16 protein-coding genes are annotated in these 13300 nt (G+C 60.2%); 4 read left to right on the forward strand and 12 right to left on the reverse strand.

Annotation, left to right across the window (positions count from 1 at the left end):
- From ABID12_RS15575 to ABID12_RS15590, 4 genes are read right to left on the reverse strand one after another with little or no spacing between them, the layout of a single operon-like run.
- Entirely contained in the window at positions 1-357 is a 357-nt protein-coding gene (locus tag ABID12_RS15575) for a bleomycin resistance protein (protein WP_354435024.1), read from the reverse strand.
- Positions 358-672 carry a heme-degrading protein HmuQ gene (gene hmuQ / locus ABID12_RS15580; protein WP_106302377.1) on the reverse strand — a complete coding sequence of 105 codons (315 nt, stop codon included), beginning with the start codon at positions 670-672 and terminating at the stop codon, positions 358-360.
- Positions 673-681: 9 nt separating this feature from the next.
- The gene (locus tag ABID12_RS15585) at positions 682-924 is read right to left on the reverse strand and encodes a hypothetical protein (RefSeq protein ID WP_354435025.1); all 243 of its coding nucleotides are present in this window, start codon (positions 922-924) and stop codon (positions 682-684) included.
- Positions 921-1322, reverse strand: a complete 402-nt coding sequence (locus tag ABID12_RS15590) for a DUF2325 domain-containing protein (RefSeq protein ID WP_106302383.1) — start codon at positions 1320-1322, stop codon at positions 921-923. The genes ABID12_RS15585 and ABID12_RS15590 overlap by 4 nt, the downstream gene beginning before the upstream one ends.
- A 220-nt stretch (positions 1323-1542) precedes the next feature.
- Between ABID12_RS15590 and ABID12_RS15595 the strand changes: the two genes are divergently transcribed.
- Positions 1543-1905 (forward strand): SpoIIAA family protein, encoded by a 363-nt coding sequence (locus ABID12_RS15595; RefSeq protein WP_319519125.1) that lies wholly within the window; start codon positions 1543-1545, stop codon positions 1903-1905.
- 3 nt (positions 1906-1908) lie between these two features.
- Here ABID12_RS15595 and ABID12_RS15600 read toward each other — a convergent pair whose 3' ends face one another.
- The 5 genes from ABID12_RS15600 to ABID12_RS15620 form a co-directional block, all read right to left on the reverse strand.
- Positions 1909-2658: an extensin-like domain-containing protein gene (locus ABID12_RS15600; RefSeq protein ID WP_354435026.1), complete on the reverse strand. Its 750-nt coding sequence runs from the start codon at positions 2656-2658 to the stop codon at positions 1909-1911.
- 136 nt (positions 2659-2794) lie between these two features.
- Positions 2795-4192 (reverse strand): NAD(P)(+) transhydrogenase (Re/Si-specific) subunit beta, encoded by a 1398-nt coding sequence (locus ABID12_RS15605; RefSeq protein WP_319519123.1) that lies wholly within the window; start codon positions 4190-4192, stop codon positions 2795-2797.
- Positions 4193-4204: 12 nt separating this feature from the next.
- Positions 4205-4618 carry a proton-translocating transhydrogenase family protein gene (locus ABID12_RS15610; RefSeq protein ID WP_106302392.1) on the reverse strand — a complete coding sequence of 138 codons (414 nt, stop codon included), beginning with the start codon at positions 4616-4618 and terminating at the stop codon, positions 4205-4207.
- On the reverse strand, positions 4618-5769 hold the full coding sequence (locus tag ABID12_RS15615) for a Re/Si-specific NAD(P)(+) transhydrogenase subunit alpha (RefSeq protein ID WP_354435027.1): 1152 nt from the start codon (positions 5767-5769) through the stop codon (positions 4618-4620). The genes ABID12_RS15610 and ABID12_RS15615 overlap by 1 nt, the downstream gene beginning before the upstream one ends.
- A gap of 98 nt (positions 5770-5867) precedes the next feature.
- Entirely contained in the window at positions 5868-6092 is a 225-nt protein-coding gene (locus ABID12_RS15620) for an aa3-type cytochrome c oxidase subunit IV (RefSeq protein WP_106302398.1), read from the reverse strand.
- Positions 6093-6383: 291 nt separating this feature from the next.
- Between ABID12_RS15620 and ABID12_RS15625 the strand changes: the two genes are divergently transcribed.
- Together ABID12_RS15625 and ABID12_RS15630 are read left to right on the forward strand one after the other, a co-directional pair.
- Positions 6384-6962 (forward strand): TRAP transporter small permease subunit, encoded by a 579-nt coding sequence (locus ABID12_RS15625; RefSeq protein WP_354435028.1) that lies wholly within the window; start codon positions 6384-6386, stop codon positions 6960-6962.
- Positions 6955-8742, forward strand: a complete 1788-nt coding sequence (locus tag ABID12_RS15630; protein WP_354435029.1) for a TRAP transporter large permease — start codon at positions 6955-6957, stop codon at positions 8740-8742. The genes ABID12_RS15625 and ABID12_RS15630 overlap by 8 nt, the downstream gene beginning before the upstream one ends.
- A 295-nt stretch (positions 8743-9037) precedes the next feature.
- Here ABID12_RS15630 and ABID12_RS15635 read toward each other — a convergent pair whose 3' ends face one another.
- The gene (locus ABID12_RS15635) at positions 9038-10156 is read right to left on the reverse strand and encodes a TRAP transporter substrate-binding protein (protein ID WP_354435030.1); all 1119 of its coding nucleotides are present in this window, start codon (positions 10154-10156) and stop codon (positions 9038-9040) included.
- A 273-nt stretch (positions 10157-10429) separates the two neighbouring features.
- Between ABID12_RS15635 and ABID12_RS15640 the strand changes: the two genes are divergently transcribed.
- Positions 10430-11188 carry a gamma-glutamyl-gamma-aminobutyrate hydrolase family protein gene (locus ABID12_RS15640; RefSeq protein ID WP_354435031.1) on the forward strand — a complete coding sequence of 253 codons (759 nt, stop codon included), beginning with the start codon at positions 10430-10432 and terminating at the stop codon, positions 11186-11188.
- A gap of 9 nt (positions 11189-11197) precedes the next feature.
- Here the strand turns inward: ABID12_RS15640 and ABID12_RS15645 are convergent, their stop codons facing one another.
- Both ABID12_RS15645 and ABID12_RS15650 read right to left on the reverse strand, forming a co-directional pair.
- A complete protein-coding gene (locus tag ABID12_RS15645) occupies positions 11198-12157 on the reverse strand; it encodes a 2-hydroxyacid dehydrogenase (protein ID WP_354435032.1) in 960 nt (319 codons plus the stop codon).
- A 59-nt stretch (positions 12158-12216) separates the two neighbouring features.
- The gene (locus ABID12_RS15650) at positions 12217-13257 is read right to left on the reverse strand and encodes a LacI family DNA-binding transcriptional regulator (protein WP_106302413.1); all 1041 of its coding nucleotides are present in this window, start codon (positions 13255-13257) and stop codon (positions 12217-12219) included.
- Positions 13258-13300: the final 43 nt, after the last annotated feature.

The raw sequence follows: 13300 nt of genomic DNA on the forward strand, positions 1-13300 counted from the left end.
TCAGGGAATGCGCCCGAACCGCAGCAGATTGCCATGCGGATCGTAAACGTAAAATTCCTTCATACCCCAGTCGCGCTCTTCAAAACCGCGCTCATGCACGATGCCGCGCATCGAAAACTCCGAATAGAGCGCATCAACGCCTCCGCCACGGATATAGACCGAACTGTTTTCACAAAATGACCGATTGTCCGTCAGCCAGAAATGCAGTTCGATCCCCGGACGTCTGAGGATCAGATAGTTTTCGGCTGAATGCACGACTTCGGACAGGCCGAGTTTTTCCGTATAAAACGCCTTGGTCTCATCGAGATCGAGCGACGGCAGAACCGGCAATACGGCAATGTCGGCAGGGTCAGCCATTCAAGCACCTTCGACGCTGCTGAACCCTTCGAAGGCCGGATGGCCGAGATAGCTCACATTGCTCTGGCCCGCATTCTTGTGGGCGTCGCGGAACTGCTCGGATTTGGTCCAGGCGGTAAAGGCGTCCTCGTTTTCCCAGACGGTATGCGAGGCATAGAGCGTATAGCCTTCATCCTCGAACGTCTTGCCCTTCAGCAGGTGAAAGGACACGAAGCCGGAAAGCTCGGAAAGCCGCGAATCGCGCCCTTTCCACACATCTTCGAATTCCTGTTCGGATCCGGTGGCAACTTTGAAACGGTTCATCGCGACATACATCTGGGCACCTCAGGCAGTTTCTTTATCGGGAACAATGTGGTTGCGCCAGCGGGCAAGGTCAATCACCGCACCGCAGCGTTTGCCGCCGGATGGCGGTCTTCTGTATCTGGAAACGGGAAAGTCGAGAATGGTGGCGCTCTGCCCGCTCGTGGCAGACAGGCTGTCACCCTGAAGCGTCAGCCCCGCACATCCGCCCGGCCGGTGCAGCCCGATCAGCCCCACCGTGGCACCTTGATAAACGCCGCTGATCAATTGCTGCGCTCACTCATCGTCTGCAGTGCACGCTCGAGCGAGGATTTCGAGCCGTTGCGCAGTGGAATGAAAGCCTTCTTGAACTTCTTGCAGCCACTTTTCACCCGCACACAGGCATCATGACTGATACAGTCGATCGGACAGAACACACAGTCGACCGAGGGCAGAACCCTGTCGATGCGCGACACAGCCTCACGCAGGCCGCCGTCGTGATGGACGAGCTCGGCGCCGTAATCGTCGGCCACCGCCCGCAGATGCGCGACCTGGCAGTCTCGCCCGCCGACATAAAGAAAACTGCGGCCATTCAGCCCCACAGGCGCTTCGGCGACGCGTGTCACATCGTCCTGCCGTTGGTTCGACCGGTTCTTGGTCGACTTGCGCTTGTTTTTCTTCGCCATTTTCACCCTCCCGGTCCAGGCCGATTTGTTGATGACAAAAGGACCCTATAAAACATGATAAAAAAGGTAAAGTATAAATATGACCTTTTTTCTCATGTTTTAATCAATGGGCAAACGGGCCTAAACGGACAAACAGTGAAAGCCGTATCCCCGATCAAGCGTGTTTCGCTGGCATTCGCGCTCGGCCCGCGCTAAAAGAACGCAAAAATGGAGGCCTTATATGCTCGAAAAGATCGAAGACCTGCCGGACAACATCATCGGTTTCACAATTCACAAGGCGCTGAGCGCAAGCGATTATCAGAACGTGCTGCTGCCCGCACTTGAGGAGCACAGCACCCGCGACGACGGATTGCGGCTGCTGCTAGTCACCGCGACGGATTTCGCAGGCTCGGATATCGGCACGGCCATGGGAGGCCAGCCGTTTCGGCGCTCGGAACCGCTCAACTTCAAGAACATCGCGATCGTCAGCGACAATCGCGGTTTTGCCCAGGCCGTCCAGATGTTCGGCATGCTGTTCCACGCCGAGGTGAAGGTCTTCGAAGCCGAACAGGAAGAGGCTGCCGTCACCTGGCTCGAAACGTAGAACTCAGCGGCAGTAGCGATAGCCGCGGCTGCGCTCGATGACATCGAGATGCATGTGATCCTGATGGGTCGCATCGCTGCCGGGGGAAAGAACAGTCGAGAAGAACAGGCATGCAGATGCACTTGCCGTGCGCTGAAACGCGCCGGTAAAGCTGCCGTCCTTGGTGCGCGGCACCATGTCGACCGTCTTGCCGTTCGAAAAACTCAGCGAGCGGATATCAACGGCATTGCCCTTGGCGTGTTCTGAAATCTTGCCATCCGCGCGGCTGTTGCGGTTGCGGCAGACATAGGTCGAGGCCTGGCGCACCTCCGTCAGTTTCGTGTCCGCGCCAAAGGCCAGCGCGGCCGTCGGCTCGACATAGCCGGAAAGCCAGCGGGCGAGCGCAAGCGCAGTCTTGCAGCGCATGGTCCCCGCCGGCTTCAGCGGAACCCCTTCAAGCACCTCGGTAACCTCAAGCGGGCGGCCGATGCCGCACTGCCCCGGGTCGTCGATCGGGTCCAACACCGCGTATTGCGCGCCAAGCGCCGTCAACGCCGCCGTGCAGCGGGCAAAGTCGCCGGTCCCTTCCTTCGATGGCGCCGGATCTGCGGGAGCCTGCTCTGCGGCTTTTTCCGTCTGCGCCTCGGCCGCGGGGGCTTCCCCATCGGGTCGCGGTTCGGGAACCGGCGGATTTTCAGGCATATCGAAGCTCATGGTCACAAGACTTGCTGCAACGAGGATCGGGAGCACGGATAGCGGACGAACAAGCTTCACGGCAATTTCCTCATGATCAATCGTGTTGGTTGAACGCGGAGGCCCGGCGGAGGTTCCCGTTCGCCGACAGTGCAGACAGAAAAACGCCCCGGTCCTATCACAGACCGGGGCGTTGATCACGCGTATGCGAAAACGGTCACTCTATCGACTTGACGATGTCTTCCGTCATCTTCTTGGCATCGCCGAGCAGCATCATCGTGCTGTCCTTGTAAAACAGCTCGTTGTCGATGCCGGCATAGCCGGAGCCGAGCGAGCGCTTGACGAACAGGCAGGTCTTGGCCTTGTCGACATCGAGGATCGGCATGCCGTAGATCGGCGAGGTCTTGTCGTCGCGGGCGGCCGGGTTGGTGACATCATTGGCGCCGATCACATAGGCAACATCGGCCTGCGCGAATTCGGAGTTGATGTCTTCCAGTTCGAACACCTCGTCATAGGGAACGTTTGCTTCGGCCAGCAGCACATTCATATGGCCCGGCATGCGGCCGGCAACCGGATGAATGGCATAGCTCACTTCCACGCCCTTTGCCTTCAGCACGTCGGCCAGTTCACGCAGCGCGTGCTGGGCCTGGGCAACCGCCATGCCGTATCCCGGCACGATGATCACCTTGGAGGCGTTCTCCATCAGGAAGGCGGCATCATCGGCCGATCCGGTCTTGACGTTTCGCTCGACATGTTCGCCGCCGCCGGCTGCCGCGGTTTCACCGCCGAAGCCGCCGAGAATGACCGAGATAAACGACCGGTTCATGCCTTTGCACATGATGTAGGACAGGATCGCGCCGGATGAACCAACCAGAGCGCCGGTCACGATCAGCGCCATATTGCCGAGCGTGAAGCCGATGCCGGCGGCCGCCCAGCCCGAATAGGAGTTCAGCATCGACACCACGACCGGCATGTCGGCGCCGCCGATGGGCACGATGATCAAAACGCCGAGCACCAGCGCGACGATGACAATGAGCCAGAAATGCACCGGGTTTGCCGTGGCCGAAAGCGACACCACAAAGACGATCAACGCCGCCAGAAGCGCGATATTGATCACATGGCGGGCCGGCAGCAGGATCGGCTTGCCGGACATGCGGCCATCGAGCTTCAAAAAGGCGATAATCGACCCGGTAAAGGTGATCGCGCCGATCGCCGCACCGATGGAAAGCTCGATCAGTGCGCGCAGGTGAATGTCGTCCGGCACGCCGATATTGAAGCTTTCCGGCGAATAGAGCGCGGCAGCAGCCACCAGCACGGCGGCAAGGCCGACGAGCGAATGGAAGCCCGCCACAAGCTGCGGCATCGCCGTCATCGGAATGGTGCGAGCGATATAGGCGCCGATACCGCCGCCGATCGCCAGCGCCAGAACGATGAAGATCAGCGCCGAGAAGCCGGGTTTTGCCAGCAGCAGCGTGGTGCCGATGGCAATCGCCATACCGACCATGCCGTAGATATTGCCCTTGCGGCTGGTCGAGGGATGCGACAGGCCACGCAATGCGAGAATGAAGAGAACCGCTGATACGAGGAACAGCAAGGCTGCGAAATTGACTGACATGTTCTGACCGCCTTACTTTTCCTTTTTCTTGTACATCGCCAGCATGCGCTGGGTGACAAGAAATCCGCCGAAAATATTAATAGCGACGAGAATCAGCGCCACAAAACCGAAACCGGTCGCAAGGCCGCTCGCCGAAAGGCCGACGGCCAGAAGCGCGCCGACGACGATGACCGAGGAAATGGCATTGGTGACGGCCATCAGCGGCGTGTGCAGCGCGGGCGTGACCGACCAGACCACGTAATAGCCGACAAACACGGCCAGCACGAAAATCGCCAGCTGGAACACGAATGGATCGATCACCCCACCCGTGGCGCCATGGGCAAGCGATGCCAGCGAACCGTCCTCGAAATTGCCGAGCGCGGTCTTGGCCTGTTCCAGCGAGATGATTGCATCATTGATGGAGGTGGTGACATCTTCAAAAGCCATCAGGCCTCTCCCCCGGCGGCCGCACCGCCGAATTTCGGATGAACGACCGCGCCCTCATGCGTCAGAAGCGTGGCGGCGATGAGCTCGTCCTCCCGGTTGATATTGATTGCTCCGCTTTCCTTGTCGACCAGCGTCTGGAAGAAGGTGAGCAGGTTCTTGGCGTAAAGCAGCGATGCGGATGCGGCGATCCGGCCGGGCAGGTTGAGATAGCCGACAACCGAAACGCCATCGACCTCGACAATCCTGTCCGCTTCGACGCCCTCGATATTGCCGCCGCGTTCCACTGCCAGATCGACGGCGACGGAGCCGAGCTTCATCGACGACAGCATCTCGCGTGTGACCAGCCGCGGCGCCGGACGCCCCGGAATGAGCGCGGTGGTGATGACCACATCCTGCTTGGCGATATGATCGGCGACCAGTTCGGCCTGTTTGGCCTTGTATTCGTCCGACATTTCCTTGGCGTAACCGCCTGCGGTTTCGGCCGCCTTGAACTCGTCGTCCTCGACAGCGATGAACTTCGCGCCGAGCGAGGCGACCTGTTCCTTGGCTGCGGGGCGCACATCGGTTGCAGACACCACGGCGCCAAGCCGGCGGGCCGTGGCAATTGCCTGAAGGCCTGCAACACCGGCGCCCATGACGAACACGCGGGCAGCCGGCACCGTGCCTGCCGCCGTCATCATCATCGGCATGGCGCGGTCGAACACGGAGGCTGCCTCGATCACGGCCTGATAGCCGGCAAGGTTTGCCTGAGAGGAAAGAACGTCCATCGACTGCGCGCGCGTGATGCGCGGCATAAGCTCCATCGCGATCGTCGAAATTCCCTTTTCAGCCATCGCCGCAAGCGCGTCTTCATGGCCATAGGGGTCCATCAGCGCCACAATGATGGCGCCGCTTTTATAGGCGGATAATTCCTGCTCTTCCGGCCGGCGCACCTTGAAGATCACATCGGCTGTCGATGCCGCGTCCGACCCGGCAATTTCGGCACCGGCATTGCGGAACGCATCGTCATCAATCCCCGAGGCAAGGCCCGCGCCGCTTTCGATGACGATATCGAGGCCGAGCGCTTTCAGTTTTTTCACTGTGTCGGGTGAGGCCGCCACCCGCGTTTCCGCGGCGGCCGTCTCTTTCGGCACAAATAATATCTTGCTCAAGCTTGTCTCCCAAAGACAGATCGAAACGCGCAACAAAGGTCGGCAGCAATGCGTCTGTCTTGCCGCGTTTCAAAGAAAAGATACGTCCGGACGGACGCTCAACGAAGAATATAGATGCCGATGGCACTGATGAGAATGAAAATGATCAAGCTGCTGACAAAACCGAACGGCCCCACAAGCCCGGCCGCCATGGCCACCAGCAGCGCGGCCACCAGAACCGTCCCGTATTTAGCACCGCTCAAAAACAGCTTGTAGGTGTTTGCGTGTTCCGCATAATCGACCTCGTCAGCCGGTTGCGTGGCGTTGGTTTCGGCATTGCGCATGAAGTCCCTCCTGTTCGGTTCGGTGACGCACCCCTCCATGGTCAGCGCGTCACACGGACAAACGTCCCGATCCCTTCTCCGATTACCACACAGGGCGCGCGTGCGGCAACATTGCACTCAAACGGGTCACGTCGCAAAAACAGTGCCAGAAGGAATTTAATGTCGGCGTGCCGGTGCAAAACAGATGTAAAAATACAATCCGGCAGGCGTTTTCATCCCATATTGTACCAAAGGCAGGTTGCGTGGCCTTGACAACTTCCATTAAGGAAGTCGGACGGTATGGAGGCCCCAATGAAACCACTGATAACAATAAGCCGTACCATCGACAGGCTGAATGAAATCATCGGACATTCCGTGTCCTGGCTGCTTCTGGTGGCCGTCCTCGTCAGCGCCGGCAATGCGGTGAGCCGAAAGCTGTTTTCGCTTTCGTCAAACGCCATGCTGGAACTGCAATGGTACCTTTACGGCGCCGTTTTCATGCTGGCTGCCGCCTATGCGCTTTTGAAAAACGAGCATATCAGGATCGACATCCTGTCGTCTTCGTGGAGCAAGCGCACGCGCGACTGGATCGACCTAGTGCTGCACATCATCTTCCTCGTGCCCTTCGCCGGGATGATGGTCTATCTCGCCTGGCCCTGGTTCTGGCGCTCGTTCGAGAGCGGCGAACATTCGACCAATGCCGGCGGGCTGATCCTGTGGCCGGCGAAATCCTTCATCCTGATCGGTTTCATCCTGCTTCTGCTCCAGGCTTTCTCCGAAATCATCAAACGCGTCGCCGTTCTCTCCGGACACCTCAAGGAAGATGAGGAGCTTTATTCCGAAGCCGGCAATGCCGCACACATGATGGCAGAGGATATGCCGAATGACTGATCTCATCGCGCACAACCTCGCGCCCATCATGTTCGTCACCGTGATGGCCTTGCTGCTTTTAGGCTATCCCGTTGCCTTCACGCTCGCCGCCGGCGGTCTTGCCTTCTTTGTCCTCGGCGTTGAATTTTCGTCGATCTCGCCTGAAATCCATCTGTTCTGGCCGCTCCTGCAATCCCATCCCGACCGCTTCTTCGGCGGCATCATGTCGAACGAGACGCTGCTGGCGGTGCCCTTTTTCACCTTCATGGGCATCATTCTGGAACGCTCGCGCATGGCCGAGGACCTGCTGGACACGATCGGCCAACTTTTCGGCCCGGTGCGCGGTGGCGTGGCCTATGCCGTGGTTCTCGTCGGCGCGCTGCTTGGCGCGACCACCGGCGTTGTCGCCGCTTCGGTGATGGCCATGGGGCTGATCTCGCTGCCGGTCATGCTGCGCTACAGCTATGACCGCTCGTTTGCCACCGGCACGATCGCGGCCTCCGGCACGCTGGCGCAGATCGTTCCGCCGTCGCTGGTTCTGATCGTCATGGCCGACCAGCTCGGCCGTTCGGTGGGCGATATGTATATCGGCGCGCTCTACCCGTCACTGCTGGTGATTGCCGCCTACTGCCTCTATGTCTTCGTGATGACGCTGATCCGCCCCAAGGCGGCGCCGGCCATGCCGGCGGAAGCGCGCACGCTCGGCAACGGCGTCATCTCGCTGTTCGTGATGGTTGCCGTTGCCGTCGCGCTCTATTTCATCGGCTATCATTTCCTGTTCACCACACTTGGCGATGCCTGGCGGCTGGTGGCGGCCATGGTCTTCGGCGTTCTCGTCGTCTATCTCGTGGCGATTGCCAATGACCGGATGAAGCTCAACCTGCTGTCGCGGCTCAGCCAGCAGGTGATCATCGTTCTGGTGCCGCCGCTGGCGCTGATCTTTCTAGTGCTGGGCACGATCTTTCTCGGGATCGCAACCCCGACGGAAGGCGGCGCCATGGGCGCGACTGGGGCGCTTATCCTGGCGCTCGCCAAGGGCAGGCTCGATCTCAGATCACTGAAAAACGCCCTCGACAGCACCACCAAGCTTTCCGCCTTCGTGATGATGATCCTGATGGGCGCGCGCGTCTTCAGCCTCACTTTCTACGGGATCAACGGCAATGTCTGGATCGAGGACCTGCTCACCGGCCTGCCCGGCGGCGAATACGGCTTCCTGATCGTCGTCACCATCATCGTCTTCATTCTCGGCTGCTTCCTCGATTTCTTCGAGATCGCCTTCATCATGGTGCCGCTTCTGGTGGCGCCGGCACAGGCGCTGGGGATCGACCTGATCTGGTTCGGCATCATTCTCGGTCTCAACCTGCAAACCTCGTTCCTGACGCCGCCCTTCGGCTTCTCGCTGTTTTACCTGCGTTCGGTCACGCCGGCCGGCGAATGGACCGACAAGGGAACGGGACGGATCATGCAGGGTGTGCGCACGCTCCAGATCTACAAGGGCATCATTCCCTATATCGCGATCCAGTTCCTGGTCATCCTGGCCGTGATCTTCTTCCCGAAGCTCGTGACCCACTACAAGGATGATGTGGTGACCGTCGATCCCGATTCCGTCACCATCGAGATGCCCTCCTTCGGCGGCAATGTCGATGACCCGTTCAGCCTCGATTTCGGCGACAGCTCCGAAGGCAGCGGCGGCGACGATCCGTTCGCACTGCCGGACCTCGGCGACAGCCCGTCCGACAGCGGTGCGGGCAGCGATGACGGTTTCAATCTGGATGACCCGCCAAGCCTCAACTTCAACTGAGGTCTCCAGACAAGCAAAACGACCAAAACCCCGGAAGCAACCGCTCCCGGGGGTTTCGTTTATTGACAATAATTGTCCCCTTGCGCTGCGTCATCCTCGTGCTTGACACGAGGATCCAGGCCACTCGGCAGAGGGGACGAAAAGTATTCAGTCGTTCAATGGTTCAAGCCGCATGGATGCTCGGGTCAAGCCCGAGCATGACACAGGGGAACGAAGTGCCGAGGACAACATGAGCGGCAAAAAACCCGGAAGCGGTCGCTTCCGGGTTTTGTTTTAATCGCGAGGCCCTCCGGGATCAGCTCAGTGGCTTGATCTGGCCGGCGTTCTGCAGCGCCATCATGAACTGGTCATAACGGAATTCGCAGGTCTTCAGCCAGCCATAGGCGGCGTTCTTGTACTCGGTCTGATCGTTGTAGATCTTCTTGAATGTCGGGTTTTCGGCGCCGAGCTCGGCATAGACTTCCATGGCCGCATTGTAGCAGGCCTGCATGATCTCGGTGCTGTAGCCCTTCATGACCGCGCCGTCGCCGATCAGCTCGCGGATCGCAACCGGGTTTTTGACGTCGTATTTCGCCATCATGTTGGTATTGGCGAAGGCACAGGCGTCGTCGAGCGCGGCCTGATAATGTTTCGGCAGTTCCTGGTACTTCTGCTTGTTGAAGAAGGCGTGGATCGCCGGGCCGCCTTCCCACCAGCCGGGATAGTAGTAGTATTTGGCGACCTTGTAGAAGCCGAGCTTCTGGTCGTCATAGGGGCCGACAAATTCGGCGGCATCGATCGTGCCTTTTTCAAGAGCGGGATAGATATCGCCGCCGGCAATCTGCTGGGGAACGACGCCGACCTTCTCCATGACCCGTCCGGCGATACCGGCGATGCGCATCTTCAGGCCTTTCAGGTCTTCTACGGTGTTCACTTCCTTGCGGAACCAGCCACCCATCTGTGCGCCGGTGTTGCCGGCCGGCAGGCCGTAGACGCCGTAACCGTCATAGAACTCGTTCATCAGCGTGTTGCCGTTGCCCTGATAGAACCAGGCATTGGTCAGGCGCGCGTTGAGGCCGAAGGGAATGGCCGTGCCAATGGCGAAAACCGGGTCCTTGCCCCAGAAATAGTATGAGCAGGTGTGCGCGGCTTCCACCGTGCCGCTCTGCACGGCGTCGAGTGCCTGCAGGCCACCGACGATCTCGCCGGCGGCATAGCACTGGATTTCGAAGTTGCCGCCCGTGGCAGCCGAAACGTGATTGGCGATGTCTTCCGCACCGCCATAGATCGTGTCGAGTGACTTCGGAAAGGACGACGTCAGGCGCCATGTCACTTTCGGGTTCTCCTGCGCAATCGCAGGCGCGGCAAGCGCACTGGCCGCAGCAGCGCCGACGCCACCGGCGCCGACCTTCTTGATGAATGAACGACGGTCCATAGATACCTCCCATATATGGTGCGTCCGCGCAACTTCTCCTCCGGCGGACATGCCGGCGAGCAAAGCACTTTGGTCGGTCCGTTTCAACTCCCGCCTGCAAGGGACCGGCGCTTTTGTGACTCCAAACAGGCTCCCCTACGACCAATGTCTAATGCCTCAGGATTGCCGGTAGCTGCCACCAGGCGAAAAACGGTCGCCGGCAATATCGCGGTTTCGTTTGACAGAACCCCGGCAAGGCGACATCACTTCGGAAAAACGTTTGCCGGAGTCCCCATGTCAAAGCCGATCATCGCCGTTCCCGCCGATACCCGTTTTTTCCAGAACACCACCTGGCATGCCGCCCAGCAGCAATATATCGGCGCGGCACTCGACGTCGCCGGCGCGATGAGCTTCATCATTCCCGCTCTCGGCGACGCTCAGGACATCGACGCCATGCTTGACCGGGTTGACGGGGTGATGATTACCGGCTCGCGCTCCAATGTGTCGCCGGCGCTTTACGGCAAGACACCGGAGGAACGGGACGGCCCATTCGACCCCGGCCGCGACGCCACCACCCTGCCGATGATCCGCCGCGCGATCGAACGCGGCCTGCCGCTGTTGTGCATCTGCCGCGGCATTCAGGAGCTCAATGTCGCGCTCGGCGGCACGCTGGTCAGCGAGGTGCAGGAACTGGATGGGCGGATCGATCATCGCCAGCCGCCCGAGGGGGACCGCGATGCGCTGTTCGTCATCCGCCAGCCGGTTCACATCGGCGAAGGCTCCTGTCTTGCCGGCATTCTCGGCGCCGGAGAGGTGCAGGTGAATTCGCTGCACCGGCAGGCAATCAGCGATGTCGCGCCCGGCCTTGCCGTCGAAGCCATCGCCCCGGACGGCACGGTCGAGGCTGTCTCGGTCATCGACGCCAAAAACTTTGCCGTCGGCGTCCAGTGGCATCCGGAATACTGGGCCAGAACCGACGATACATCACGCAAGCTGTTTGAGGCCTTCGGCGAGGCGGTGCGGGCCAGTCAGGCGGCCCGCACCGCGCCCTGATGTTGTGTCTTATCCCTTGAGCGGAACCGGCGTCTCCGGCACAGGCGTTACCGGGCGCTTTTCGGCAAACCAGCCTTTCAGATTATCCGCGACCAGTTGCGCCATGCCCTGCCGTGTCGGAACCGAGGCGGAAGCCACATGCGGCAGCAGGCTGACATTGTCGAAGGCCAGCAGCTTTTCGGGGACATGGGGCTCGTCGTAAAACACGTCGAGACCTGCCCCGCCGATCGTACCGGCCTCAAGGGCTGCGATCAGGGCATCTTCGTCAACGCTCCAGCCACGCCCGACATTGATGAGAATGCCTTTCGGCCCCAGCGCCGACAGGATTTCGGCATTGACCACCTTGTGGGTCTCGGGCGTTTTCGGAACGATGCAGATCAGCGTATCGACGGCTTCGGCAAGCGATGCCAGTGTCGGATGATAGGCATAATCGACACCCTTTTTCGGGCTGCGCGTGTGATAGGCGATCTCGACCTTGAACGGCTCCAGCCGGCTTGCAATCTCAAGACCGATCCGGCCGAGCCCGTAAAGGCCGACCTTGCGGCCTTTCACGGAAAAGGGCGAAAGCGGGAAGCCGCCTTCGTTTTCCCAACGCCCCTCGCGCAGCCATGTTTCGGCGGCATAAAAACGGCGGACCGTGTTCAACATCAGCGCCACGGCGGTATCGGCCACCTCGTCGTTCAACACATTCGGCGTGTGGGTGACGACAATGCCGCGTTCGGCAGCATGCGCGGTGTCGATGCCGTCATAGCCGACGCCCGGGCAGGTGACGATTTCCAGATTGGGCAGCTCATCCATCTGGGCAGCGGAAAAGCCCCCGAAAGCCACAACGGCCTTGATGTCGGCCGCCTTGTCGCCGAGTGCGGCGGGGCCGCCCTGCGGCATGGTGACCAGATCGTAGTCGTCCTTCAGCAGGCTCTGAACATAAGGGTTCAGGTTTTGCGAAAGCATGACCGCTTCTTTGGACATGGTTTGTCTCCCAAAATATCTCTGGTGATCGGAAAGAGGATGATGAATAAAACTGCGGCTTACAGCGTGAGATAGCTTTCGGCGGTCTCGCGGTATGGCCCGGTCGACTGGCGGATGCGCATTTCCGGCTTGATGAGATGCATGCCGTTTGGCGCGCTGGAGCCGGCCAACCTGTCGAGCAGCGCGCGCGCGGCAAGCCTGCCGACCTCGGCCTGACCGTTCCAGACGGTGGTCAGCGAGGGCGTGGAAATCGAGGCTTCCTCCAGATCGTCATAGCCGGTCACGGAAATATCCGCCCCCGGCGTCAGCCCGGCGCGCGAAATCCCGTTCATCAGGCCAATGGCGACCAGATCGTTCCAGCACACGGCCGCCGTCGGCTTTTGCGGCAGCGACAGAAAATGAACCGCCGCCTCAAAGCCCCCCTGCTTGGTGCGCGGGCCCGGAATGCGCAATCCCGGATCAACGGCGATTCCGGCCTTTTTCAGGGCGTTGACATAACCGGCATAACGATCCCGCCCGGTCGACGTCTGATCCGTACCGCCAATCATCGCGATGCAGCGATGCCCGAGGCCGATCAGATGGTTGGTCGCAAGCGCAATGCCATAGCTGTCGTCCCCGCGATAGGTCGGCAGGTCCAGTTCTTCCATCGAGCGGGCCACGAAAATGGCCGGCATGCCATTGTCTTCCGCCAACTGGACATCGGCCGGCGGCGTGCCGATCGCGGGAGACATGATGACGCCATCGCCACCGAGCTGCAGCAGCGTTTCGATGAAATTACGCTGCTTTTCGACCGAGTCGTAATGATTGGACAGGATGAAGGTGTGCTGGTTGCGGTCCAACTCGCTTTCGATCGCCTTGAGGATTTCGCCGTAAAACGGGTTCATGATGTCGTGAACGACAACGCCGATAATGCCTGACCGCGAGGTTCTCAGACTGGCCGCACGGCGATTGTAGATATAGCCGAGTGCACGGGCCTGTTCCTTGATGCGTTCGCGCGTCGCGCTCGCCACCAGCGGGCTGTCCCGCAGCGCCAGCGAGACAGTCGCGGTCGAAATCCCGAGGGATTCGGCGATTGTGGAGAGTTTGACTTTCTGGGCCACGGCATGCCTCCCGATGAATGAACGCCTGGCGCATCGCGCTTCG

Source organism: Martelella mangrovi (assembly GCF_040545495.1).
Lineage (GTDB): Bacteria > Pseudomonadota > Alphaproteobacteria > Rhizobiales > Rhizobiaceae > Martelella > Martelella mangrovi.

What these genes read in the sequence shown, in the direction of transcription:
- ABID12_RS15575 (WP_354435024.1), bottom strand. Translation starts at nt 357, where the DNA reads ATGGCTGACCCTGCCGACATTGCCGTATTGCCGGTTCTGCCGTCGCTC.
- hmuQ (WP_106302377.1), bottom strand. Translation starts at nt 672, where the DNA reads ATGTATGTCGCGATGAACCGTTTCAAAGTTGCCACCGGATCCGAACAG.
- ABID12_RS15590 (WP_106302383.1), bottom strand. Translation starts at nt 1,322, where the DNA reads ATGGCGAAGAAAAACAAGCGCAAGTCGACCAAGAACCGGTCGAACCAA.
- ABID12_RS15595 (WP_319519125.1), top strand. Translation starts at nt 1,543, where the DNA reads ATGCTCGAAAAGATCGAAGACCTGCCGGACAACATCATCGGTTTCACA.
- ABID12_RS15605 (WP_319519123.1), bottom strand. Translation starts at nt 4,192, where the DNA reads ATGTCAGTCAATTTCGCAGCCTTGCTGTTCCTCGTATCAGCGGTTCTC.
- ABID12_RS15610 (WP_106302392.1), bottom strand. Translation starts at nt 4,618, where the DNA reads ATGGCTTTTGAAGATGTCACCACCTCCATCAATGATGCAATCATCTCG.
- ABID12_RS15620 (WP_106302398.1), bottom strand. Translation starts at nt 6,092, where the DNA reads ATGCGCAATGCCGAAACCAACGCCACGCAACCGGCTGACGAGGTCGAT.
- ABID12_RS15625 (WP_354435028.1), top strand. Translation starts at nt 6,384, where the DNA reads ATGAAACCACTGATAACAATAAGCCGTACCATCGACAGGCTGAATGAA.
- ABID12_RS15630 (WP_354435029.1), top strand. Translation starts at nt 6,955, where the DNA reads ATGACTGATCTCATCGCGCACAACCTCGCGCCCATCATGTTCGTCACC.
- ABID12_RS15635 (WP_354435030.1), bottom strand. Translation starts at nt 10,156, where the DNA reads ATGGACCGTCGTTCATTCATCAAGAAGGTCGGCGCCGGTGGCGTCGGC.
- ABID12_RS15640 (WP_354435031.1), top strand. Translation starts at nt 10,430, where the DNA reads ATGTCAAAGCCGATCATCGCCGTTCCCGCCGATACCCGTTTTTTCCAG.
- ABID12_RS15645 (WP_354435032.1), bottom strand. Translation starts at nt 12,157, where the DNA reads ATGTCCAAAGAAGCGGTCATGCTTTCGCAAAACCTGAACCCTTATGTT.